At 48.4% G+C, this 26408-nt stretch carries 16 protein-coding genes; 3 read left to right on the plus strand and 13 right to left on the minus strand.

Going from position 1 to position 26408, the window contains the following annotated elements:
- Positions 1-61 precede the first annotated feature (61 nt).
- The 3 genes from MHI42_RS02075 to MHI42_RS02085 form a co-directional block, all read right to left on the minus strand.
- Positions 62-4048 (minus strand): collagen binding domain-containing protein, encoded by a 3987-nt coding sequence (locus tag MHI42_RS02075; protein ID WP_342422579.1) that lies wholly within the window; start codon positions 4046-4048, stop codon positions 62-64.
- A 227-nt stretch (positions 4049-4275) separates the two neighbouring features.
- Entirely contained in the window at positions 4276-4758 is a 483-nt protein-coding gene (locus MHI42_RS02080) for an NUDIX hydrolase (RefSeq protein WP_342422580.1), read from the minus strand.
- A 64-nt stretch (positions 4759-4822) separates the two neighbouring features.
- The gene (locus tag MHI42_RS02085; protein ID WP_171719579.1) at positions 4823-5686 is read right to left on the minus strand and encodes an AraC family transcriptional regulator; all 864 of its coding nucleotides are present in this window, start codon (positions 5684-5686) and stop codon (positions 4823-4825) included.
- A gap of 182 nt (positions 5687-5868) precedes the next feature.
- Here MHI42_RS02085 and MHI42_RS02090 point away from each other — a divergent pair, with 182 nt between their 5' ends.
- Complete coding sequence (locus MHI42_RS02090; protein ID WP_342422581.1) at positions 5869-7167, plus strand: alpha-glucosidase/alpha-galactosidase; 1299 nt, start codon at positions 5869-5871, stop codon at positions 7165-7167.
- Between the two features lie 82 nt (positions 7168-7249).
- Here the strand turns inward: MHI42_RS02090 and MHI42_RS02095 are convergent, their stop codons facing one another.
- The 3 genes from MHI42_RS02095 to MHI42_RS02105 all read right to left on the minus strand — a co-directional run bounded on the left by MHI42_RS02095 (position 7250) and on the right by MHI42_RS02105 (position 9855).
- On the minus strand, positions 7250-7606 hold the full coding sequence (locus MHI42_RS02095; protein ID WP_342422582.1) for a hypothetical protein: 357 nt from the start codon (positions 7604-7606) through the stop codon (positions 7250-7252).
- Between the two features lie 98 nt (positions 7607-7704).
- Positions 7705-8628 carry an alpha/beta hydrolase gene (locus tag MHI42_RS02100; RefSeq protein ID WP_342422583.1) on the minus strand — a complete coding sequence of 308 codons (924 nt, stop codon included), beginning with the start codon at positions 8626-8628 and terminating at the stop codon, positions 7705-7707.
- 93 nt (positions 8629-8721) lie between these two features.
- A complete protein-coding gene (locus tag MHI42_RS02105) occupies positions 8722-9855 on the minus strand; it encodes an NADH-dependent flavin oxidoreductase (RefSeq protein ID WP_342422584.1) in 1134 nt (377 codons plus the stop codon).
- A gap of 124 nt (positions 9856-9979) precedes the next feature.
- Between MHI42_RS02105 and MHI42_RS02110 the strand changes: the two genes are divergently transcribed.
- Complete coding sequence (locus tag MHI42_RS02110; RefSeq protein WP_171719574.1) at positions 9980-10468, plus strand: MerR family transcriptional regulator; 489 nt, start codon at positions 9980-9982, stop codon at positions 10466-10468.
- A gap of 47 nt (positions 10469-10515) precedes the next feature.
- Here MHI42_RS02110 and ppsA read toward each other — a convergent pair whose 3' ends face one another.
- The 7 genes from ppsA to MHI42_RS02145 all read right to left on the minus strand — a co-directional run bounded on the left by ppsA (position 10516) and on the right by MHI42_RS02145 (position 25432).
- Positions 10516-13128, minus strand: a complete 2613-nt coding sequence (gene ppsA, locus MHI42_RS02115; protein WP_342422585.1) for a phosphoenolpyruvate synthase — start codon at positions 13126-13128, stop codon at positions 10516-10518.
- Positions 13129-13405: 277 nt separating this feature from the next.
- Positions 13406-14677, minus strand: coding sequence for a BNR-4 repeat-containing protein (locus tag MHI42_RS02120; RefSeq protein WP_342422586.1), 1272 nt, complete (start codon positions 14675-14677; stop codon positions 13406-13408).
- Between the two features lie 632 nt (positions 14678-15309).
- A complete protein-coding gene (locus MHI42_RS02125; protein WP_342422587.1) occupies positions 15310-21705 on the minus strand; it encodes a GDSL-type esterase/lipase family protein in 6396 nt (2131 codons plus the stop codon).
- 377 nt (positions 21706-22082) lie between these two features.
- Positions 22083-22685, minus strand: a complete 603-nt coding sequence (locus MHI42_RS02130; protein WP_342422588.1) for a lysozyme inhibitor LprI family protein — start codon at positions 22683-22685, stop codon at positions 22083-22085.
- A gap of 261 nt (positions 22686-22946) precedes the next feature.
- On the minus strand, positions 22947-23981 hold the full coding sequence (locus MHI42_RS02135) for an alcohol dehydrogenase catalytic domain-containing protein (protein ID WP_342422589.1): 1035 nt from the start codon (positions 23979-23981) through the stop codon (positions 22947-22949).
- Between the two features lie 43 nt (positions 23982-24024).
- Complete coding sequence (locus MHI42_RS02140) at positions 24025-25005, minus strand: aldo/keto reductase (RefSeq protein ID WP_342422590.1); 981 nt, start codon at positions 25003-25005, stop codon at positions 24025-24027.
- Positions 25006-25036: 31 nt separating this feature from the next.
- On the minus strand, positions 25037-25432 hold the full coding sequence (locus MHI42_RS02145; RefSeq protein WP_342422591.1) for a cupin domain-containing protein: 396 nt from the start codon (positions 25430-25432) through the stop codon (positions 25037-25039).
- Positions 25433-25663: 231 nt separating this feature from the next.
- On the opposite strand from MHI42_RS02145, the gene MHI42_RS02150 reads away from it, so the two are divergent.
- Entirely contained in the window at positions 25664-26212 is a 549-nt protein-coding gene (locus MHI42_RS02150) for a TetR/AcrR family transcriptional regulator (protein WP_171719567.1), read from the plus strand.
- Positions 26213-26408: the final 196 nt, after the last annotated feature.

Raw genomic sequence — 26408 nt, forward strand, 5'->3', positions numbered from 1 at the left:
ACTTTTCCTTTTATTTCTCGCTGAAACGGTATCGTCCTTTATAAGTGAAGCAAAGCCGTTTCTACTTGCGTGTCTTAAATCTCTTCGAGAGCACGAAACCAAGGATGATCAGACCCATTCCGGCTAGGTACATGCCTATCGGACTTTCTTCACCGGTCTGAGGCAGCTTACCCGGCAGACCGCCTTGATTTGTTGGTTCATTTTGTGAAGGTTCATCAACTGTTCCTTTAGGCACTTCATCTACCACTACTTCGATCTCGATCTCCTGGTCCTCTCCATTATCGCTAACGATAATAGTGAACTTGTCTTTTCCGGTATAGCCAGGGTCAGGTGTGTACTTCCATTTCCCGTCTGGTGTAATCACGACGGTTCCATGTTCAGGCTCATCACCAAGGCTAGGAATTCCCCCAAGCGGGATTTCACCCTCGACCGGAATATCCTCTATTGTGTTGACAGCCGTTGGCTGTGGACTTGGAGGACTGCTAATTACAGGTGTTGCTGTCGGTGCATTTGTCGGTTCACTTGTAGGTTCTGGTGAAGCCGATGGTGAAACTGATGGTGTCACCGTTGGAACTACTGTTGGACCCGGTGTGACTATGACTCCTGGTATTGAAGGAGTTGTTGGCGTTGATGACGGCGTTGACGGCACATATGGTGTTGCTGTTGGCGCCGTTGGTTCTGTTGGAGCTGGCGTTGCTGTTGGCACTGGTGTAGGTGCAACAGTCGGTGTTGCCGTTGGTACTGGTGTTGGCGCTACTGTTGGCACTGGTGTTGGTGCAACAGTCGGTATTGCTGTTGGTACTGGTGTCGGCGCAACCGTCGGTGTTGTTGTTGGTACTGGTGTTGGCGCTACTGTTGGTGTTGCGGTTGGCACTGGTGTTGGTGCAATAGTCGGCGTTGCCGTTGGTGATGGTGTTGGCGCAACCGTCGGTGATGGCGTTGGCGCTACTGTTGGTGATGGTGTTGGCGCTACTGTTGGTGTCGCTGTCGGCGATGGTGTCGGTGCCACTGTTGGCGATGGTGTTGGCGCAACCGTCGGTGTCGGTGTGGCCGTTGGCGATGGTGTTGGCGTCGCTGATGTTTTGTTTGTTATTTGCAGATCTATGGCTGTAGTTGAATTAATTTTAACTGCATGAGGTGTCGTATCTAACAGATAACCTGCAGGTGCAATTTTTTCAACTACTGCATAATCGCCGCCGAGCAGTTTTGTGAATTCAAGCTTGCCTTCTTCATCTGTTACTCCCTCATTAATCCAAATCTGCTCATTGCCGATGACACGGAATAAGTCAAAGGCAGCTCCTTTGAGCGTGTTGCTAGGATCACTGGCATCAATCTTTTCAATGCTGAGCGTGCCTCTGACACCACTGCCTGTGCCTGAACCGCTGGAGAGCTGAACTTTAACTTCAGAATTGGTTTCTTTGGTAACCTCTTTCACATTCTTACCTGTGAGACCTACCTCGTTGCTGACTGTTTCATTATTTTGTGCAGTGATCACAGATTGGTACTGAAGAATGTAAGCTTCCGAGATTTCTTTGGTAAACTTCAGTTCGAAGCTTTCTTTGCCTTCACTGTCTTTCAAGAAGTCCAGCGTATAATCTGTGCCGCGAGTCAGTTCCACTCCGGAAGATGTGATGTTCCCGTCGCTTCCAACATTTGTCTTAAAGAGATGATAAGTGTTGGTGAGCAGAATTTGATTCTCACTAGGAATATCTGTTACTACTGCATCCCTCACAACGGATTGATTACGGTTGATATACACCGTCCAGTCAATCTTATTGTTGTTTTGTACACCTGTCTTGGCGATATATTCGCCTCCATTAGGAATGTTGACAGAAGCTTTGAGGTCAGCGGATTCTTTAGTCGTGCCGTCATACAGTACTGCAGTGTTGTCGACAGTCTTTACGTCAATAACCTTATCCGCGAAAGTAGTTTTAAAGGTAACGTAAAAGGCATAATTGATCGTTTTGTTAAAGCTTACCTCAAGCTTCCCGTCGTTCAGAGTTACGTTGTAATCCTCTTCAGCGACGTTTGCGCTCACCGTCGTGTTTCCATTCGTGTCGTAGACCCACTTGAATACCTTAACGGAATCCAGATCCACAACTTGACCACTGGTAATCGTATCCACCAATTTGGCATTGGCCAAGGTTTTCATATTGTAGTTGGCCCCGACATTCCAGGTAATCTTTTTGTTGAAGGCATCGTACGATCCGTTTTTGAGTCCATTATTCTTCACTTCTGCTCTTGGATCGAATGTTGATGTTGTTGTGATGGTCTTAGACTTTCCACCCTCCAGCCAATTCAACACTGCCTGATTGACAAACTGGGTTTTCCCGTCCGCCAACCAATCAAAGTCAAACTTAGTGAGGTATGTGATGGTGTACGGTTCAGAGATTGGTGCTTTAAAAGTAATCGTAAATCCGTCGTTAACCGTTATAGGATCATTTTCGTTATAAACAACCTCAGTGGCGACGGCGGGACCTCCAGCGACCGGTTTAATCGTAAGGCTTCCCAGTACCAGCTTGAGTCCTGCGTTAACGAAGGTATCCGTTACTTTCAGATTTTCCATCGTCTTTGAATCTTTGTTGATCGTAATAGTCCAACGTACTGTCTTGTTCAGATAATCTTTTTCGCTGTTACCCTTGACCAATATTTGTTGGGTGATATTCTGAGAAGCTGAGTCCGAATGTTCACCGTAAGTCACTGTATTAGTGACCTTGCCATTTTCAAAAATACGTTCCGGCGCTTTAGTTTTGTATTCGATGCGGTAAGCAGAATCAATATCATCATTGAATTTGAGTTCAAAATGATATTTACCATCTACCACTGAATCTGTAACCGTATATTTATTATCCGGAAGAGGCTGGGCATCTTTGACCCCTTTACCATCGGCCGCAATAGTCACCGGGTACACCTTCAGCGAATCTGGAATGAGTTCCTGTTTGAGGTCAATGGTATCCTTCAGAACCGCGTCGTTTGCCGAAATAAACTTTTCATTGTAATTGAATTCAATTGCCCAGCCAAGAGTCTGGGTTGCAGGATCGTAGCCGTTTGTTACTTTGGTAAGCGGCTTCCCACGGCCAACGGTTACGGTAGCCTTCGATTCTTTAGATAAACCGTTGTCTCCCGTAAAAATAGCTGTATTCTCATAGCTGACCGCATCCTCACCGCTGGCTGTAATATCGGTAGTGAATTCTACACGATACGCCTTGGTGATTGGGCTCTGTTTGAATTTCAAGTCCAGCTTCGCCGGAGTGGACCCGGAGGCATCATAACTGCTGCCCGGAACAATGGCTCCAGGTGTTACTGTGCCATCCAGTTTCACTTCTAGTTCACGTACTACAATGGTGCTTGTGTTAAGCGTCAACCCGTCCGGAATCGCATCGGTAATAGCAGCGTTGCCCACATTTTCCAAGACCTTGTTGACATCGACGGTCCAGCCGATTTGCGTCGGATTGTAGAATTGAGGCAATGGAGTACCTTTCTTCTCTACAGTTGAACTGACGTTAGGCTTGAAATGAAGTTCAATTACCTGGGTGCCGCCATTGATCGGAAACGTCACAAATTGCGTGGTCGACCCTTTTATTTTTTTAGAACTAAGCAGTGAACGGACAGTAAAGGTCCCCTGCACTTGATCATATTGTTCAATAAATTCATTAAACGTAAAGACAACATGATTATTACCTTTATCGACATGATAGGTGCCTACTGTATCTCCACCAAATAGAAGATCCCCATCCAAATCACTATAAAGCTCAAACTGATCGGGAATATTAAATTCAAACGTGGAGCCTGCTTCATAACCGTGCCCATCTGCTAATGCCCACGTGTAGTTCAGCTCGGAATAGGAATCCAGCTGATATACATTGCCGGTGACCGTCTCTGAGTAGTCCTCATCCGTATACACGGCCAGAGAAACGCTAGTGATCAGATTTTCTGTGATGTTACTGGGTTCCGCATGAGCGCGATCAGTGAAAGCGCCAAAGCTTGTGGTCCATTGGGAAACCAACAGAATAAGTACGAGCCAAATGCTAATCTTTTTCATTTTCATTGATGGATACTTCCTCCTTTTTCGTCATCGATTATGTTTGAAGCTTCATGCCATTGCCTGCGCAACTTGTGGAAGAACTGCGCCGACAGTAGTTTAAGTTACTGTAAACCTGACATATGAACAATTTCTGAACAGCTTCCGGATTTGCGTGTGGAAAAACAAAATAACCCGCCAAGCTTAAGGCTCGGCAGGTTATTTGGTACTTATATACGGCTTATCCCTTTTACTTAATCACGGGTTACAAAGTGCTCCACCTCATCTGCTAAATTCGATATTTTATTTTTAAGAAACTCAGGGTAAACCTTATACTCCTGTAATTCATTAATATCAACCCACTGGAATATCAATCTGGATTCATCCGTTTCTAAGGACTTAAAAAGTCCGCTTAAAGGAATCTGTGTAGCTTTGTTTAAACGAACTAGATGATAATGACATAACGTATGGGCTTCTTTTGCTCCCCACTTCCAAAAGGCTTCCTCAACCCAAATTAGCCGTTCTACCGATATGTTTACACCGAGTTCTTCCTTATACTCCCGGATTAGAGCCTCTGCACTTGTCTCCCCCCAAGCCACATGACCACCTGGAAGAGCATATTCAGTATCTTCGACTCCCCGTTGAAGAAGAATTTTACCCTCATGAAGCAAAACTCCGGCGCTCCGGAAATTATGAATTCGATTCTCTTCAGCAAATAACCAATCTCTGTTTTTCATGCTCAAACACCACCAATCTCTAAATTTTAAACTTTTCAAACATCATTGTATCGCCTTGCCTCAGCTATTCCCCACTTCTCAGACCCGCCCGGTACTCACTAGGCGGCATGCCGGTGTGCTTGCGGAATTGCTTGGAGAAATACAGCGCATCATTGAAGCCCACGGACGAAGCCACCTGTTCAATGGTCAGCGGAGACCCGAGTAGTTGTCTGGCCTTGTCCATCCGCTTTTTGAGCAGAAACTGTTTGGGCGAGAAGCCGGTTCGCTGCTTGAAGGCTTTGGACAGATGCACCCGGTGGTAGCCGAGTGAAGACGCCAGGTGATCAATACTGATCTGCTGGTGGAACTGCAGCGAAATCCAGCGGATAGCCTGGTCAATCTGCCGGTCAATAATCTCGGGCATTTCGGCAGGGTGCAGGGGCAGCGCGCTTAAATTACCCAGCCCGAATTGATGAAGCAGCAGCCGTGCCCAGCCTGAAGCCTCCAGACTCTCCAGCCGCGGGTAAGCAGACTGCTGGAAGGCATGCCGGATACGTTCGTACAAGCTGTGAAGCTCTGTGACATTACCGGAATGCATGAAGGGTTGTTCTCTGGTAATGCCGACAGCGGAGAGAAGTTCTTGAACGCCAATCCCCTGCAAGGCTACCCACGCATAATGCCACGGGAAATCCTGATCTGCCTGATAACTGAAGAGCGCACCGGGGAAAATAACGAAGGTGTCCCCACTCCTGCACTCGGCAGAGAACGTCCCGCTTTGAAACAGGCCCTCCCCTTCCAGGACAGTATGTATCAAATAAAAATCGTGAACGGAAGGTCCGATTTTATGGCCGGGATAAGGCCTTGCCTCCCCGCTGAACAGGACAGACAGATCCTGCTCCTCAGGTGTAAGATTAATCCCTAAAGTGAAATCATAATGGTCCGGATTCATATGCAACATTCCTCCATATTCATCTTGTCTTTCTCCATAGTCGTGCCTTCGGTTCTATTCTATAGTGATTATAGAAGAAAACAGCGGAAAAAGCTTCTAAACCAACGATTATCATTCGGATTAAGATTCATATTCCCAAATGAATGAAGCGTATTCCGCAACTTACAGGAGGCTAATGTCTAATGTCCAAAATTACATTTATCGGTGCCGGAAGTACTGTTTTTGCCAAAAACGTTCTGGGAGATATCATGGCGACGGCTGCACTTCAGGGCTTTGAGCTTGCTCTATATGATATTGACCTTCAGCGGCTCAAAGACTCCGAGAATATGCTTACGAACCTGAAGAACAGCGGCGGCAGCACCTGTACCATCATCGCCTATACCGACCGCAAAGAAGCGCTGCGCGGAGCTAAATATGTAATCAATGCCATTCAGGTCGGCGGATATGATCCATGCACCATTACAGATTTTGAAATTCCGAAGAAATATGGCTTGCGTCAGACTATTGCGGACACTGCAGGCATCGGAGGATTATTCCGCAATTTGCGCACGATTCCGGTCATGCTCGATTTCGCTGCGGATATTCGTGAGGTCTGTCCGGATGCTCTATTCCTGAACTACACGAACCCGATGGCCGTTCTAACGAATGTGATGAACACTTACGGCGGCGTGAATACGGTGGGATTATGCCACAGCGTGCAGCAATGTATCCCCGGATTATTCAGTCACCTAGGGATAGAACAGGAAGGTGTACAGGCGACGATTGCCGGTATCAACCACATGGCCTGGCTGCTCAAGGTTACCAAGGACGGCAAGGACTTGTATCCGGAGATCAAACGTCTCGCTGCAGAGAAGCAGCTTGAGCCTCACGGTGATATGGTCCGCTATGAGATGATGCTGAAATTCGGCTATTACATTACAGAATCCTCCGAGCATAATGCCGAATACCATCCGTATTTCATCAAAAGAAATTATCCTGAGCTGATCGAGCGCTTCCAGATCCCTCTTGACGAGTATCCGCGCCGCTGTGTTGAACAGCTTGGACGCTGGGAACAGATGCGTGAGGAGCTGGTAAATAATCAGGAGCTTACTCATGAACGTTCCCATGAGTATGCCTCATATATTCTGGAAGCGATGGAGACCAATGTGCCGTTTAAGATCGGCGGCAATGTTATGAACACAGGACTAATTCCTAATCTGCCCAAAGAAGCCTGTGTTGAGGTCCCTTGTCTGGTTGACCGCAGTGGAGTGACTCCGACCTACGTAGGCGATCTGCCTCCGCAATGTGCTGCACTGAACCGGACGAATATCAATACACAACTGCTAACGATTGAAGCCGCCATGACACGCAAGAAAGAGCATATCTACCACGCAGCCATGCTGGATCCGCATACTTCAGCAGAGCTATCGATGGATGATATCATTAATATGTGTGATGAGCTGATCGCTGCCCACGGTGACTGGCTGCCTGACTATCAATAAAAGGTGAAATTTGTTCTATCGCTATAAGCAAAGAAGCCCCCATAGGACCCTATAGGAGGCTTCTTTGCTTATGAATAAGGGTTTATTTTGACTCATACAAATCGCTCAAGTTATCTGGATTGAAGTCTAGCTCCTTGCCGCTATGATTAACCACATATACTCTCTCCGGCGGACTCTCGAGGCTTCTACCCGTAAGTACAAGCTGATGCCCTCCTTCGAGGGGATAATTCCTTATATATAATCCTGAACCGGTATCCTCAAAAGAATATTTGTTTAAATCGCTCCAATCCAGGGCTTTGCTCTTTTCCGATAAATCCGTTAATTCATCTAATGAAATATAACCGTCCGACCCTCCTCCTTGGTTGTTTTGGCATGCTGAACCAATCATTAGAACGAATAACACAATAATTGATAACTTCAAATATTTAGCTAATCTCATATACAACCCTCTCCAGAATGCCATTATCCAGCTGGTGATCTATAGGGGTGAATATACCATAATATAGAAGTCAAGAGTAAGTCTGCAATAAGAATCTCCTAGCTCTCAATAATCTCAATAATCTTCCGCTGGGCATCTATCGCTTCGGGGATGGGCATGATCACAAACACATGGTTCATTTTGGGATATACAAAGGTATTGATTTCAATTCCTTGCCCGGTTAGCTTGTCATCCAGTTTCATCGCATCGGGATATAGGCCTTCGTGCGTTCCGATGAAGTGAGTGATTCTTCCAAGGCCTTCAAAGTCACCGTAGATGGGACTGATTATAGGATCGTTTAAGCTTTTATCATCCGCCCAGATCCTTGTAATGACTTCCATTCCACCCACCGACAGCATCGGGTCCTTCTTTTCATATTCAGGAATAAGCGGGTTAGTCAGCCCCATATCCACACAGGCAGACAATAGAATGATGTCCTTGGGCTGGGGAATATCATTCATTTGGAGCAGATGGGCCAGACCCAGTGAGATGTTTCCGCCTGCTGAATCGCCCATAATCGTCAATTGTTCCGGACTTTGAACGGTTCCCAGAATATCTTTATACAGGTTAAGGAGCTTCGGATAGGTATTCTTATAATTAAAGTTAGGGATTTTAGGATAAATAGGGGCAATTATTTTCGCATTAAGCGACTGTGCCATTCTATCCATGAACATCCAGTGAAAGCTTAAAGGCTGGTTGACCCAAGCACCGCCATGGATATAGAGAATTACTTTTTGCGTCAAGGATTGTTGGTCATTTATTGTAAAAACCTTAATTCCCTCAAACACTTCCTCCGTAATTCCGCTGATGAATTTAACATCACCAATCATATAGGGTTTACTGTTTTCTTGGCCTACCCGTTTTACAAACTGTGTCGTGTTTTCAATACTGGAAAAGCCTTTTTTTGTGTTTCGTAAAGCTAAATACTTCTCAAACAGAAAACTCTTCGTTGAACGTCTTTTGGTATAAACTTGTATACTCATCCTTACCCCTCCGGTCATGCTACAGGATTACTGTATTTGCATTATAAGGGTTGAAGTATACTTCAAGGTCAAGGGGGATTCCACTAGAACCACTTAAATTTCGATATTAAACCACGGACCTGAAGCTTGAAGGACAGCCCAAAGTTTTTCCGGAAGTTCAATGGTATTAATATTGGAAGCCTTGATAGCAGTTTGAATATCTGATTCCTGTCCGCTTTGAACCTTGTCAATCCAATCTGGATCTGTAATTAACGCATGTCCGATGACAGCCAGGTTAAGTCCTTTATCTAATCCTTTTGCAGCATCACCGGGCGTTACCATAGAACCCGCAGCCAGCAGGGGAATCCGGCTATTCACATGTTCAACGATCAACTCAAGATAAGTCTTATCATCTTGGCTATCAACTGGCTTAGAGGATAGAGCATCAGCTAGTGAAGCATGCACATAATCAACCTCTGCTTCAATCAGCCGGTCAATCAATACATAAGTATCTTTCATCCTTATACCGCCTTCTTGATGTTCATCAGGAGAAATACGGTAACCGAGAATAAACGGTTTAACAGCATGCTTTTCAATAACCCTTTTCATTTCCTTAACGATTGCCAGTGGAAAACGAAGGCGGTTCTCAAGTGATCCTCCCCAATCATCCTCACGTCTGTTGAAGTAGGGAGAGAAAAAGTTTTGAACTAAAAATCCGTGTGCACCATGAATTTCAACCCCGTCGAACCCTGCTTCTATCGCTCGTCTTGTTGTTTCTCCAAATGCATGAATGACTTCCCATACTTCATCGTTCGAAAGCTCCCTCGGCATAACGGAAGGAGCAAATCCTGTAGCTTCCGTCTCAACAGCACTGGAACTAACTACATCTCCATTTGGTGTAAGATCCGGGAGTGCTTTGCTGCCTGCGTGAAAAATTTGAAGCACAGCGGCAGCTCCGCCGCTTTTGGCCGCATCCGCCAATCTACGTAAACTTGGAATGAATTTATCGTCATAGGCTGCAAATTCATTCGTAAAACCAATCCCATTAGGCTGAACATGTGTACACCCTGTTATAACCAGACCTACACCTGTTACTCTTCTTCTGTAATAGTTCACTTCACCATCTGAGATTGTGTAATCGTCATTACTGGCCCAGGTGGTCATAGGAGACATTACAACCCTATTTCTAAGAGAAATCCCATTTTTGAATGTGAAAGATTCGAACAGACTGTTATATTTTGTGTTCATTTTCTTACCTCTTTCTAATTAGTCATTTCTAAACGTACCAGTTGATGAGCGGCAACAACATTGTTACAATAACTTCATTAAGTATTAGAGTAACTCGAAATCAATATTATGGAGGTATGAAATTTTGAATCAATCATTACATGAACCCAAATATACGATTAAAGATGTAGCTGAAATCACCGGACTTACCAAACATACGATCCGTTACTACGATGACCAGCAATTAATTCCTTTCGTTTCAAGAGATGGCAGAAACAACCGTTTATTCTCTGACCATGATCTGGATTGGTTACGAATGGTTCACTCCTTTCGTGTTTCAGGATTGCCGATTTCAGAAGTGAAACATTACATTGCTATGTGTTTACAAGGTGATGAGACGATTCCTGACAGGGCTGAGCTTGTTGCAAAGCAAGAAAAAGAACTAGAAGCAAAGATCCATGCGTACAACCTTCAATTAATGCACATTAAAGAAAAGAAGGCGTATTACAAAAGCGTCTTGGCTGGCCAATTGAACGATACCTGGAATCCGGTTAACAATAACCCGGAATGCGGTGAGAAATATGATATACCGGAACATATCCATTCAGCATCAAAGGCTCATGTTTCACCCTGAAAGTTAGTGTAGGGCTTCGTGTGCACACGAAGTCAATATTTTTCTTCTCACAATATTTCAACATACCCTTCGGTTCCATGCACACGGATGCGTTGCCCGTCCTGGATGAGTCTGGTGGCATTCTCCACTCCGACAACTGCCGGTAAGCCGTATTCCCGTGCGATCACTGCGCCATGGGTCATCAGTCCGCCGACTTCGGTAATTAAGCCTTTGATGGAGACGAACAACGGAGTCCAGCTGGGGTCGGTAAACAAGGTGACCAGGATATCCCCCTCCTCCAGATTAGCCTCTTCCATGTTGAGGATCACACGTGCTCTGCCTTCTACAACTCCTGCAGAAACAGGCAGACCTGCAATAGCCCCAGCCGGGAGATGATCCCGTTTGTACTGGCCGGACAGAATTTCTCCATCAGAGGTAATCACACGCGGGGGAGTGAGCTTGTCATATAATTTATAGTCCTCTTTACGCTTATTGATGAGCTGGTAATCAATTGTATTCGTGCGTACGGTTTCGTGAAGCTCTTCAAAGCTGAGGTAGTATATATCTTCTTTGTCGTGGATAACACCTGCTTGAACGAGCCGTCCGGCTTCCTTCAGTAACGCCTGCTTATAAACCAGGTAACGGCTAACCATACCGTATTTAGGATATTCCCGGTAACCGATGTAATTCCGGACCAGGTCAATTCTTACTTTGGTTTCTTCGGCTTTGTGTACTCCATCCGGTAACTGCTTCAAGCGGTCTAACAGCTCCTCTTCTTTATCCCAAGCTTCCTGCCGCCCCTGCTCAAATTTCTGTCTGCTGGCATCCGGTGCAAAGTTTCTGATGTTGCTAAGAATCATGGGGATCAGTATCGCCGGTTTCTCGCTCCAGCGGGTTCTGGTAATATCGATTTCTCCGGTACAGCGCATTCCGTATTTGCTGAGATAATCCGTCAGCGCGTCATGGGTTTTTTGCCCGCCCTCATAGGTAATCAGTCCCTCCAGGAAGTCCTCCTCTTGTTCACTCTGTAAATAATCAATGACCTGCGGGTAAGGACGAATCACATCTGCGACATCCATCAGTTCCAGACCCATTTCTGAAGTGATATTGTTCTGCACTGATTGTGAAAGGGTATCAGCCGCGTTAATTTCACCTAACCACTCGTTCATTTTTTCGTTAATCCATGCGGAAGCATCCATTGCGGCCATGAACACCGCCGTACTTTGCGGGTTGAATAGAACCCTCTTCAGTTCCTGGATATCTTCAAGGATGAACTCGAATAGAGCCGGGCCTGATTTCGTCTTGATGTTGCGTTTCAGCTCTTCTACCGATGCTTCATTACTCTTGATCAGCTCCGTAACGATGGCCGGATCGCTGCCTATTGGTGTTTGAACGCCAACGGGCGGCTTACCTGGACTGCTTTTGCCGGACTGCTCCGCCGCTTCAGCTTGCGGTGAGATGGGTATGAAATCTCCCCGCTCCACGATAGTCATAAGCGCGTCTTTGACGAGCGGATCGGATTTCCCCAAGGTATCTATGATCATCATTCTTGCGGGCGAAGCCAAATAGGAGGTGACATCGACAAACAGTCTTCCGCCGGCTATACGCATGGGAGCAGGAGTAATTAACAGGTGAAAAGACAGGCCCAGCGGCTTCATAGCATCTGTCATCATTTGCCCATGACCCACAGATACATAAGCGCGGTTCTCTTGATCATTGGCTTCAGGGATCGGGAATAGCGTGGTAATGGGACGGCTCTGCACAATATAGAAGGTATCATCAGCCAGACACCATTCAATATCCTGAGGTGAGCCAAAATAAGTCTCGATTTGTCTGCCGATTTGTGCAAGCTGTAAAATCTGCGTTTCAGTAAGCGTCTGCGCCTGTTGCTGGCCGGAATCAAGCTGCCGGGTTTCAGTACCGCCTTGCTGCAGTCCGTAAATAGCCAGTTTTTTGGCTGCAATCCGCTTATCAATGATCTCGCCTTCCTTCACCTTATAGCAATCGGGAGACACCAGGCCTGAGACCAATGCTTCTCCAAGTCCAAAGCTGGCGTCGATGGACAGCAGCTTGCGGTTATTTGTAACCGGATCGGCGGTAAACAGAATACCTGAAGCCTGCGGGAAGACCATTCTTTGAATGATAACTGACAAATAGACCTGAGTGTGGTCAAAACCATTCTGCAGCCGGTAGATTACCGCGCGGTCCGTGAATAGTGAGGCCCAACATTTGCGGATATGCTGGAGGATGGCATCAACGCCGATAATATTCAAATAGGTGTCTTGCTGGCCGGCAAAAGAGGCATGCGGCAGATCCTCAGCAGTCGCACTGGAACGTACCGCGTAAGCCTGTTCACTCCCCAGCCGGGAGAGAACCTGTGCAACTGCTGTTACAACCCCGGACGGAATTTCTGCTTCCGTAATCATCCGGCGGATCTCCCTGCTGATTTCTCTAATCTGCTCCCGGTTGTCCGCTCGCAGTGTGGTTAGCCGGTTCAGAAGAACATGATAGGTTTCGTTATGCAAGATTGCTTCCTGATAAGCCGTGGTTGTAACACAGAAGCCTTCGGGAACTTGGATGCCTTTTATTCCTGATAACATCCCCAGATTTAACCCTTTGCCGCCAACCAGCAGCAGCTGCGTATTATCCATTTCCTCAAAACCAAGAACCAAAGTATCCATCCCGTATCTCCCCTAACTATTGAGTTGAAAAAATATTTGACAAGAAATTTCCGGCATGTTATATTAAATATATAAGATGCATTAACTATGTTGTTTCAAATCAAAACAGTTGTGAAGTGATTATATCATCGTGTATGTATATATGCAATATGAAGAACCTGAGCTGCTGCTCAGGTTCTTTTTTTGACGCATGGGAAGTTATATTGAAGCGGACTGAGGATCTGCGAATAACGCCTGATTAACACAAACAAAGGAATCTGAGTCCTCCTCTATTCGTCTATTCGTTACGCCCGTAATAGAGCTTCAGGTTCGTCACATTCACCAGATACAGGATATCGATACCTTTGGGACTGCGGTCAACCGCCAGCCGCTCGACCGGGATACCCGGCGCAAGCGATGTTTCGGTCCAGCCTGCGCCCGTATTTACGGCCATGAATGCACGATCGCTGCCGCTGCTTTTCACGTAATAGATTCTTGCGGCATTGCCTGCCCAGGTCACATCAATCGCGGCTGTAGTCGGAGCTGCATTATAGACCGTCTGCAGCACCCAGCCTCCTGTGCCATAAGTGGCCTGCTTAACCGAGAAGCTCGTAGCGCCTTCTTCACGATAGCGGTAAGCGATAACCGGGCGGCCGAGTGTATCGAGCGTCATCTTGGCGCTCTGAACGCCCGGTCCGCCGGGATCGCTGCCACTCTGTATATAGGCTTCACCAGGAGCCATAGGCTGTACAATATCTGCGGTAGTCAGTGAGACCGGAGCTGACACAGGCGTTCCGTCTGCTTTGGAGAATACTCCAGTGGAAGGACTATATTTCAGATAAGACAGCTGGTGGCGCAGCGGGCTGGCAGCGAAATACGCCCACTCGAACAAGATATGAAGATCTCCGCTGGCATCAAAGACCAGATCGTCAGGGTAGACAGACCGGTTAAGGTGCGCGGCAATCACCTTGACCTGGCTCCACGCAGATTCGACATTATTCCAGCGGAACAGAACGGCCTCTCTTTTGCCTGCCGGATCTTTGTCTGCACGCACCATCAGATACAAATCCCCGTTCGGGGCTGTCGCCAATACCGGATAGGTTACCGTCATGCCTTGAGGCAGCTCATCGGAGTGATTCTGCGGAATCCCTCCTACCGTATCCGAGCGGAAGTACTGCCACGGATTGCTGTGCATGGAGGCAAATACGTGAAACCGGCCGCTCCCGTCTCTGGCCATCGACGGCTGATTATGCCCCAGATCGTCGAGATACTCTGCAGGTGCGGTACCGTTCATAAGCGGCAGCTTGCTCCAAATCCCATCGTTATCCCGTCTGGCAATGGCAACGGTATGCTTACCGGCAATAGCTCCCGGTGCATTATAGGCCATGTACGCATACTCATAACCCAGTCCATACGTGGCAAGGGGAGACCACCATCCGGCCTGATTGCTGGAATCCATCGGAAATGGAACCTCTTCCAGCACAGCGGCTGCGCTACCTGTTCCTGCTGGCAGCATCAGCATCAACACTGTCATCATGAGTCCGAGCTTCCATTGTTTAATTTTCTTCAACCCTTCCGCCTCCTTCAGATAAATGCTTCTTACAAAGCGTAGTATTCATTCAATCATTCATCCATCCATTCATGTAAACGCATTCAATTTTATCCGATGCACCTCCTTCCCTAGGATCTTTCAAGTATTTCTGGACCAAGAATAGCACGCGGAAGCGTGATTTGTTACTGTACTTTTGCAAGATTACTGTGTAGGAGGTTAGAAAATTCCACAAGACAAAATCAGCCTAACGGGTGAATCAAGCTGGAGCTTAAGCGCCTTTGCACCCCTCCACGGGAGAACAATGTGTTCGATTTTTCGCATACATCTGGTCCGGTTACCTCCACGGGAGCACATTGTGTTCGATTTTTCGCATACATTTGGTCCGGTTACCTCCACGCAAGCACAATGTGTTCGATTTTTCGCATACATCGACCCTCCTTTGGCCCGACTTCCGGGGATTCAGCGGGATTCCTGATACAAGAACACATTCGTCCTTCTGCCAGATCTGCTCTGCTCCGAATTCCAAAGTAACCGATTGTCCATAACTCACGCCTAGCATCATTTCCTATGCAATAAAAAAGGAAAGTCCGGGTCGCGGACTTTCCTGAATGTGAAGCTTAAGCATCTGCACGGCTATCAGCCTGACCGGTCTATTTCCGTACCGTGACGATCATCTTCGGCGTTCTGGTTTCACCCGCCGGGTTGCGTAACACCACCTCGTATTCATAGGTCCCCGGAGCTTTGCCGGAAATTGCAGTGACTGCCGATTGTGCACCTGGTGTCTGTGCCCGCAGGGTTTGGGTATCTACCAGAATTCCATTCTCATATAGCTCATATCCGGTAGCATTCGTACCCCACCACAGATTCATACTTACATTATAGCTGCCGTCACCGTCCCAGTTGTCGTTAGACAATACAGCTTGCCCTGGAGAGGCATCCGTGACTGTTACACTCAGCGGGGCACTCTTCGTTGTACCGTATGAATTGCTCAGTTCACCTGTATAGACATACGTACCATTCCGTTTGCCGGTAATATCGATCTGTACAGACTGGGCGGAAGGGGACTGGTCTGCCAGAGACACTTCTTGGATCAGCTCACCGTTCTCATACAGCTTGAACTTTGTGCCGTTGTTACCCCACCAGAGATTCATGGTGATGGTGTAATCTCCGTCTCTCAGCCCAGTATCATGGCCGTTGTTGTCGGACAATGCAGGAGTGCCGGGGGCACTGTCCGCAAGTGGTGTGCCCTGGCTGATCCATGCGGCCCACTTACCCAGTACATCTGCCTGTTCCGCTGTAAATACCGTATTTCTGCCGGCATTGACATCATCGCCATAGGCTGCGAGCAGCTGCCGTGCCTTCGCACCTTCATGTGCACCCGCTGCTAGTTCTGCCAGCTGCAGTTTGCCTCCCAGCAGTTCGGCAAGTGCCCCGGCGCCCGGATCTTCCGAAGCCGCTGCGAAGGTACGTGTCAGTTCAGCCAAACTTGCAAAGGTAGCCGAAATGCCGAAACTGTAATCCACACTCGTTTCCCGGCCCGCTAAGTCAGAGACCTTAGCTGTTACCTCATGCAAGCCAGGCTCCAGCGTATAAGCAGGAGCGTTCAACAGCATGCCGCTTGGTTCTGCTACACCGGACACGGTATCGGAAGCTGTATATATAATCTCTACCTGCTGGTCAATCGTGTATTCTGTCTGGCCTTGAATATCGATGGCCGGAGGGGCGAGATCCACAGGTACTGCAAGTGTCTGTTCAGCCTCCTTATTGCCGTCCAGGTCAACGCTCCAGTAAGTGACGGTGTGTTTGCCCTCATCACTTATCGTCAGCTTCGTGCCGGTCTGGATCTCCCCGCTGTCGACTTGATAGTAAGTCGAATCGACTCCGGAATCTTCATCCGTTGCGGTAAACGTTACTTCTACCGCTGAAGTATACCAGCCATTCTGCAACTCTCCTGCCATAGCCGCAGTAGTATGCGGCGCTGTCTGGTCCGAAGGTTCTTCTTCAAGGGTAACCAGACTAGAGAGCGGAATGTCCAGCTTTTGCACAAGCTTTGCGACCATCCCGGATACCTTTACCGCACCGTTCATCTGAAGATGTGTGTTGTCCTCGGTTGTACCTACCCACATAAATATGGATTTGGTACCTTCCGGTCCAAGCTCCTGGAAATATTCCCAGCTGGCTTGATTCAGATCAATCAGCAGGGCTCCAGTCTCCTGTGCCGTTTCTTTCATCGCCTGCACATATTCCGGGAAGCTCTTGTTCAATACTTCTCCGGTGAAATCGCGCCGGTTCACCGGCGTGACCAGCACCGGAATTGCGCCTCTCTGCACAGTACCGTTAATGTAATCTTTCAGATACACCTTGAACTGCTCCGGTGTAAGATAACGTTCCGGCCGGGACGGTGTGGAATCATTATGCGACCACTGCATGAACAGATAGTCACCTTCATGAATACCCAGCAGAATGTCGTTAAGATATCCGCCAACCAGGAAGGTCTTACTGCTTAAACCGCTGACAGCACGGTTATCAATACGAATCTGCTCCAGATCGAAATAACCGCCCAGCGTCTCACCCCATCCAGCCTGCGGGCGATAGCTTTCTGCATAATTGGCGACCGTGGAATCGCTTGCCAGATAGAGGGTTGGCTGGTCAGCTACGCCGGTCTCCGGCAGGCGCTCGATCTTCAGCGCATTGATCTTCGGAGAATTGCCGGAGAACGTAAAGTCAAAAACACCGTCAATAAGGGCAATATCATAGGTTACTTCGGTAAATTGGCCCTTGGCTACGGTTGTAACCGGAACTTTGGTCATCTGTTCGACAACCACAGCAGCGTTAGTCGCTTCCTCTGCATCGCCAATAGTCATGGTTACGCGGTAATTGGCCGGCTTCATCTCCACCAGGAGGCTGCTGCCGTTCATGCGGATGAAATCCTCTGTCAGCGCATTTCCGGTTTCGCGGTTCTCATCCTGTACCAGCGCGGTATCCGTAAAGCCATAGCCATTCCCTTCAATATAAGCTCTTTTGGAATCTACCCTAGTGTAGCCTTGCGCAGCGCTTCCGGAGCCGAAATCAAATTTGTATACGCTGATATCACCAGCCGGGCTACTGGTCAATGATTCCCTCGCAACCGTCAGCACATTGACTGCATGGTCGACTTGAGCCTGTGTGGCCTCCGTACCCATGACTGCCTCCACGGCTGCCAGTGCTTTATTCAACACTGCGACAGATGCGTCTGTATAAGCTGACAGATCCAAGGCTTTCACTTCTTGATGCAGCGCAATCAATGCCGCCTGATCGCCTGCAACCGGTGGAAGCATCTTGCCTTCGAGCTTCACATTATCGATCTGCGTGGTCCAGCTCAGCGTGCCGCCGCCTCCCTTTCTCGTTCCCAGGAACCGGAATCCCCTTACGTTATTGGCATAAACGCCGGGACTCATCGGGATATCCTTGATCGTCTGAGTGATATTGGAGTCTGCCAGACTCGTCAGCGTTAAATCAAGCTTCTTCTCAGCAAAGTTAATCTTCACATTGGCATTGACCCACTGATTCTTCAGGATGTCCGTAGCAATTCCGCCATCTGGAACAGCTGTGGTGCCGGTTCCATAGTCAGGTGTATACGGGCCTACAAAATAATGGATTTTCGTGTTGGGACTAGCGGTTCCCGTCTTTGTTAATAGAGTGAAAATGGTATTCTCGTTTGAATCCTGCAGGGTCAGATGTCCCTCTGACGGGGTAGCACCTACGTTGCCGGAATGCCAGTTGAAATTAACATTAACGATGTCCCCGTTCACCGCATCGAACAACCGGAACACTTTCGCGCGATTCCCGGAGCCGGAACCGGTAACCGACATCACCTTGTTTCCGCTTAGCTCCGTTACCGTGCCTGTCATTGTCCCGGCTATACCCGTGGCATTCACCATTGAATATTGAGCGGCAGCCGGATCGCCCTCAAAGTTCTCCTCATAGACCTGAACCTCCGGTTCTGGCTCCGGTTCCGTAATGTCCGGATCGATTACTAACGGTGATATGGTTAATCCCATATCTTTCACCGCACCGGCTACCAGACCGGCAATAACCTGCGCACCGTAGCTGCTGAAATGCGTATTATCCCCAACTCCGTTCGGGTACTTCGGATATTCGCCGGGATTAGCGTACAGGAAGATTTTCTCCGTAGCCGCCAGGCCGATACGATTGTAATCCGCAATGCTTAACTGGCTCAAATCAATCAGCGGTACATTCAGCTCTGCCGCTACTTCTTTGGCCGCCTTCACATATTCGGGGAAGCTTACGTTAAATTCCTGAGTGACTGTATTGAAGTCTCTTCGTCCTACCGGCGTGAGCAGGACAGGGGTTGCACCGCGCTGCTTGGCTCCGTTCACATAACGGGCCAGGTAGGTTTTATAATCCGCCGGGGACGCATAGCGGTCAGGAATTCCAATGCTGGCATCGTTATGACCGAAGGAAATGAAGAAGAAGTCTCCCGGTTTGATCCGCTGCAATATCGTATCGAGACGGCCGTCAACCATGAATGATTTGCTGCTTCTGCCACCGATCGAATCGTTCTGGACTACCACACCATTCGCAAAATACCGTCCGAATTGCTGGCCCCACCCTTCCTGGGGAGCCTGCGCAGTGCTATAAGACTGCATCGTGGAATCGCCGGCCATATAGATCGTCTTTGCAGCTCCCGGCGTCTTCTCAGGGTACTTCTCGATAATAATCTCCTGCACGTCAATGGCTGTGCCGGAGAAAATGAGTTCCAGCTGACCGTCTACCACCGCAATATCATACGAGTAGACCAGAGGTGCTCCCGCGCTCACGCCAGTGACGGCCAGCTTTTGAACAAATTCAGATTTGACGCCGATATTGGAATCCCGGGCATCAGCACCAAGCTTGAGCGTTACCTTGTAATTGGCACTCGGCAGGTCAACAGCAAACTTCGCGTTGTCCGGAAGCGAAACTTGGTTTGCGTCCACTATAATTCCGCCTGTACTCTCAAAACCGTATCCGGTTGCCTCTGTGTAAGGTGTATCCTGAACTGCTGTTGCTCCGGCAGCCGGGCCCGTACCAAAATCAAAGTGATAGACCTGCTCAGTTGTTTCTTGTGCTCCTGTAAGAATTACGTTCGCCTTAGGGAATTCCGTTGCTTCCGTCCCGAGATAGAATCCGGTGTGCGGCGGCTGGTTGTAGGCGACATTCTGCCAGGCTATACCCAAACGGTATACCGGATCCTGCATCAGCGCGGGAATCTTGTAGCTTGTAGGAATCGTTGTCGTATAGAGTCTATACTCCGAGCTGTCTTCGCTGCGCAGCAGCAGCTCTTCACGCCAATCGCCCAGGATATCCGCCTGAAGGGCAGGGTTGCCTTTGGTATGATTATTGGTCAAGGTACCGGTTGCCCGGAAAATCTCCTTCAGCTGCTTATTCTCATAATCCCACTTGTAAACGAGCGGAATGCCTTTGGCTGTAGTGTTATTCCATTCGTGGTCGAACAGCTCCCGCTGAAGATCCCCGTCCCACCAGATCGCAAAGTTGGCGCTTCGCGGCACTTCATTCTGTTCATAAATGACTTCTCCGTCAGCCGCGTATCCGCGGGATAAAGGGTCCATTTGACCATCGACAATCGTAGATGCCCAAGATTCATATCCCGGATAATTCGGATCGATATCCGCAGACATTCCGCGTCCGGTATCCTTGCCGGTATACTGGCCCCAGATAATCTCACCCGTTGCAGCATCGCGCATTTCCAGCCCGTATTCGGCATTCGTATGTTCATGTACGCTTACGATCTGATAACCTTCCCGGTCCGGATCGAGCTTGCCGGCATGCATCGCATCGCCGTGGCCAAGTCCGGTGCTATAGATCAGGGTTCCATCATCGTCAATCGCCAGGGATCCGTACATGATTTCGTCTTTACCGTCACTGTCAACATCAAGCACGCTTAAATTGTGATTTCCTTGTCCTTCATATTGCGCTCCTGCTTCATTCGTGTCGAAGTTCCAGCGCTTCACCAGCTCGCCGCCAACATAGTCGTAAGCTGTGAGAGTCGTTCTTGTATAGTAGCCGCGGGCCATGACTACGCTTGGCTTCACGCCATCCAGATAGGCAATCCCCGCCAGGAAGCGGTCTACGCGGTTGCCGTATCCGTCCCCCCACGCACTTACATCCCCTCTTGGAGGGTCGTAATTCACGGTGGATACGGCTGCGCCGGTCTGACCGTCAAATAGCGTCAGATATTCTGCTCCGGAGAGGATATATCCGCTCTCATTGCGGTAATCCTTCGTGCCGTCACCGATAACTGTGCCTTGGCCGTCCTTCGTGCCGTCCGCTGTTTTGACGACGACTTCAGCTTTGCCGTTGCCGTCCAGATCATATACCATCAGTTGTGTGTAATGGGCTCCTGCGCGAATGTTAACACCCAGGTCGATTCTCCATAGCTTCGTACCGTCCATTTCAATCGCATCGATATATACGTTGCCGGTATACCCGGCCTGTGAATTGTCCTTGGAATTGCTCGGGCTCCACAAGAAAACGATTTCATAATCGCCGTCGCCATCCAAATCTCCTACAGAAGCATCTCCGGCGTAGTAGGAATACGTGCCGCCGTCTTTGGTACGGCCGTCAGCCGGTTTATCCAGCGGAATGGGCATATAGTTGTTGTGCAGCACCGATACCGTCTCCGCCTGCATTTCTTCCTTACCGCCAATGACGGTAGAAATCTGATACTGCGAGCTGTCTGCGCCTGTCGCGTCCACGTAATTGGTGGAGCCGCTGATCGGAGCTGAGTTTACTTTATATCCGTTTTTATATATATTGAAAGCGATTTCATCTGAATCCGTATTCAAGTACCTCCAGCTCAAGTAGACACCGTTATCAACCAGGACCGCTACTAACCCCCGGTTCAGATATTCTGCCTGACGTGCGGGAAGGCTGCCCGTTGATTCTGCATGTACCGGAGATGCCGGAATGGCAAGCGGGAGAACCAGTAGTAATGATAATAAGAATGCGAACACTGATTTTTTGACGAAAATTACTTTTTTGCCCATGTACTTAACTCCTCCTATTATTCTAAACTCATTTAGAAATCGGGGGAAACTTGTACGTTCACATCATAGTTGTCATTTAACACACCTGCTGCAGTCCTCTTAACTTTAATATGCTATACCTGCTCAGCCAGAGGTTATCATCCCCTTTCATTAGGTCCCACCAAATATGCACAAGTGTATCAAATAATGGGATTCAATTCTGCTCAAAAAAACGCACTTTCAACCCAGAATCGACTATTTTAAAATATAAGGATTTATATATTTCATGATATAAAGCATCCTTACAGGCACAAAAAAAGAAATCCCGATAGGCAACTGCCTGCCGAGATTTCTGTAATGTTATTACCTATCCTTGTACCCCTCTGACAGCTCCTTCATCAATCCATATACAACTCAACCAGCTTATAACAGCGGTCACGGGTAACACTGGCCAGCGTGATGGCATATTCCAGTCCCTCCGCTGTCCCTCCTTCGTATTTGGCTGCCTCCTTGGCCGCCGTCTCATCGCGGAGTGTAATCCAGTTCCGCTGTTCCTCTTTCAGCTTAGCCATTTCTGCTTCGGGGAGCTGCTGTTTGAGCACCTGGTAGATCTCATTCAGCGCTTTGTCCCACCGTTCGTTCTCCTGAACGGCCGCTGTTGACATTGCAAGCGTTGTGCCTTTATCCGATATAGCCTTCAGGTCTGACAACCCCTCTTCAATCTTATCCAGTTTGTCAAAATAGGCCTGACGCGTGGACTCCTCCGGCTCCGGAGTAGCTTCAGCAGTAGTCTCCGGCGAGGGAGCTGCCGTCGTTGTAGCTTCGGGAGTGGGCTGCACAGTAGCAACCGCCGTCGCAGCTGATGTAGCCTCCGGTGTTGCAGAACTTTCAGCCCCAGTCTGTTCTGGGGCCGCCGCATTGCCGTTGCCGGCCTCATTATTGCCGCAGCCGCTTAACAGCATACTTGAGATCAAAAGTGTGGTTATTATTGCTTTTTTCATAAGTCCTCATCCTGTCGGTTTGGTATAGTAGTTAGCATACTTCACAGATCCGGCTGGAATCAACTGCCTCTAGACTTATTACCTGTAACTGCCGCTTACTAATCATTACCGGACCAACCTAGCAAAAAGAAGATTTCGCCGATGATAAACTGCTGACAAAGAACATCATTCAACACAAAAAAGCGGCCCTGATCCTAAATGTTCAGAATCAGGGCAGCTTAAGTTCAACTACACTATGTCATTAAATATTCTCTGCTCACCTTAAGGTCTGATCAGTACTTTAAGGGCTTCCCTGTTATCCATCGCGCGGTAACCTTCCGGAACCCCGTCCAAATCAACGGTTACGTCGAAGACACGTCCAGGTTCAAGGGTACCGTCAAGTATATCCGGCAACAATTCTTCCATGTATGCACGAGTGGGTGCCGGCCCGCCGGTAAGCGTAATATTGCGTCCGAACAAGCTGGCAAAACCGACAGGAGCCTCCTCATACTGCGGAACGCCAACACGGCTGATCACGCCTCCGGCCCGGACCGCTCCGATACTCATCTCGTAAGCAGGCATCAGCCCGACGCATTCCAGAACAACATGTGTCCCTTCCCCGTTCGTCAGCGCCCGTACTCTTGCAACGCCTTCTTCTCCGCGTTCAGGGACAACATCTGTAGCACCGAAGGCAATCCCGAGATCCGTCCGCACTTTGTGACGGCCCATCAGAATGATCTGCTTGGCTCCCAGCTTCTTCGCCGACAGAACGGCCAGCAGTCCCACAGCGCCATCACCGATTACAGTTACTGTTGTATTCTCATTCACGCGTCCCATCACCGCCGCATGATAGCCGGTACCGTATACGTCAGACAAGGTCAGCAGAGACGGCAATAAAGGAGAGTCGTCCTTAATTTCATCCGGCAGCTTGAACATGCTTCCCTGTGCTTGCGGTACCCGGACATATTCTGCCTGGCAGCCGGTCATGAAGCTTCCATGCACACAGGAGGTCATCAGTCCTTCCTGACAGAAGGGACAGGTGTTATCTCCGACGGCAAATGGCACAATAACCAAATCGCCTTGTTTGAATCCGGAAACCTCCGAACCCATTTCCTGAATACGTCCAATCACTTCATGCCCCATGGCATCACCTTCGCCATGCTCATGGGCATGCATGCTGTGATAAGGATGCAGGTCGCTTCCGCAAATACAGGCGGCTACTACCTTAATAATCGCATCCGTCGGTAGTTTCAATTCCGGGAGGGGCAGCTCTTCTACGCGTACATCACCGGCAGCGTACATAATATTTGCTTTCATTTCTAAGTTCCACCTTTTCACTTAAATTAACCGTCTATTGTATTTACTGGGCTCCAATTACGTTGTGCGGAACATACAGCTCTTCAAGGAAATTAATCTCTTCAGCTGTTAATTTCACCTGCAGTGCACCGGCAGCATCTTCGAGCTGCGACAGCTTCGTTGCGCCTATAATTGGGGCAGCTACAGATTCTTTCTGCAGCAGCCAGGCTAGTGCGATATGGATGCGCGGTACACCGCGCTCTTCGGCCAGAGACGCCACACGCTGGACGATCAGACGGTCTGCCTCAGCGGTAGAATCGTATTTCCATTTCTGGACATGGTCAGTCTCGGACCGGTGAGTGCTTTCCGACCAGTCGCGGATCAGTCTGCCTGAAGCCAGGGGGCTGTAAGGGGTGACCGCAATTTTCTGATCCTTGCAGAGCGGCATCATCTCCCTTTCCTCTTCACGGTAGATGAGATTCAGGTGATTCTGCATCGAGACGAACCTTGTCCAGCCATTCTTCTCGGCAACATGCTGGGCCTTTTGGAACTGCCAGGCGAACATTGCCGATGCGCCGATATACCGGGCTTTTCCGGCCTTCACTACATCATGCATAGCTTCCATCGTTTCTTCAATCGGCGTGTTGTAATCCCAGCGGTGAATAATGTAGAGATCTACATAATCCGTGCCCAGCCGCTTCAAGCTTTTATCGATTTCACTCATGATGGATTTCCGGGACAACCCTGCACCATTCGGACCTTCATGCATACGTCCCCAGACCTTCGTAGCGAGAACCAGTTCATCCCGGTTCGCATAATCCTTCAGCGCGCGTCCGGTAATCTCTTCACTTGTTCCATTCGCGTAAACGTTCGCTGTATCAAAAAAGTTGATCCCGAGCTCCAGGGCTCTTTTGATAATCGGCCGGCTGTGCTCTTCATCCAGAACCCACTGATGGCCTCCCGGCAGCACCTCACCAAAGCTCATACAACCCAGACAAATCCGCGACACATCCATCCCTGTATTTCCGAACTTAATATATTCCATAGCCAAACCCTCCGTTTCCTATAATTATCTATTACAATTCAGCATACCATTCGTCATGAACAGCTTCGAACCAGTCTGTTGGTCCCGGGGTCATAGCCAGATGTACAAACCAGCTGTCCTTGGTTGCACCATGCCAATGTCTAACGCTAGCCGGGATGTTAACTACATCACCTGTCTGGAGCAGCCGGGCCGGTTGGCCTTCTTCCTGATACCACCCTTTGCCGCCGGTGACTAGCAGAACTTGTCCCGCCTGATGTGCGTGCCAGTTATTGCGGGCGCCTGGAGCAAAGGTCACATTACCGATTGCCGTATTCAGCGGTGCCGGATCTGTAAATATCATCTGCAGGTAAGCATCGCCTGTGAAATTAGCTTCAACCTTGTTGCCTAGCGGGAAAATGGTGCTACTGCTAAGGTGTTCATTTTCCATCGTAGATTCCTTCTTTCTTGTAATATGGTTGTGACAGCTCACGTTAATGTACTCACGTCTATTAGTATAACAACATTCAGTAACTTTCCAATTGCTGATTTCGCCGTTTTTGTACAATACTGAAACGAATGCGGGAATTTGTTCAGTATCGTAAGAATTCGTTTGATAAAATAATATACAATTGTTTATAATTATAACCAAGTATAAATATTAGAAAGCCCGGTGAATGATATGACTAAGATCGACAGGAGAATCCTTAAAACCCAGGAAGCCTTAAAGGCTGCAATCATTGACCTGATGAAGGAAAAGAGTTTCGACGATATTACCATTCAGGATCTTTCGGATCGGGCTAACGTCAGCCGCGGAACGATATACCTGCACTATATGGATAAATACGACCTGCTTGATAAACTGATTGAGACTCATATTGACGAGTTACGGGTAAGATGTGCAGCCGCTGCAGACTTGGATTTTGCAACCGGGTCCGTATTGTGGACGGAATATTTCGAGTCCCATTATGCTTTTTTCTCCACGATGCTGGCCAGTAAAGGGGCTCCGTTCTTCCGCAGCCGGTTCATGGAGTTTCTGGTGGATGAGTTCCAGGATGAGGTGGACAACACCAAAGGAAAGAATGAAGGATTAAATCAGGATCTGGTCGTGAATTTTGTGGCCGCTTCGTATGTTGGCGTTGTCGAGTGGTGGTTCATGAACGACAGACCTGTAACTTATCTGGTATTGGCAGATCAGCTGGGAGCCTTGCTGGATAGAATCTGTGAGTAGTAAGTACGTTCAACCTTTCGAGGCGCCTCCCTCCCCAATTTCCCCCAATTTCTATTATCCTCTAAATAAAAGCGCAGGCGTTAGATCATAAATGCTAAATGATTGCCTAATCCTATCACCAGCAAAACGTATTCAATAAGAGGATTAGGCAATCATATGGCAGGATTGGTCTAACGGTTCTCTTGTAATCTGCAGC

It is taken from the genome of Paenibacillus sp. FSL E2-0178, assembly GCF_038593005.1.
In the GTDB taxonomy this organism is placed as follows: domain Bacteria; phylum Bacillota; class Bacilli; order Paenibacillales; family Paenibacillaceae; genus Paenibacillus_AQ; species Paenibacillus_AQ phytohabitans.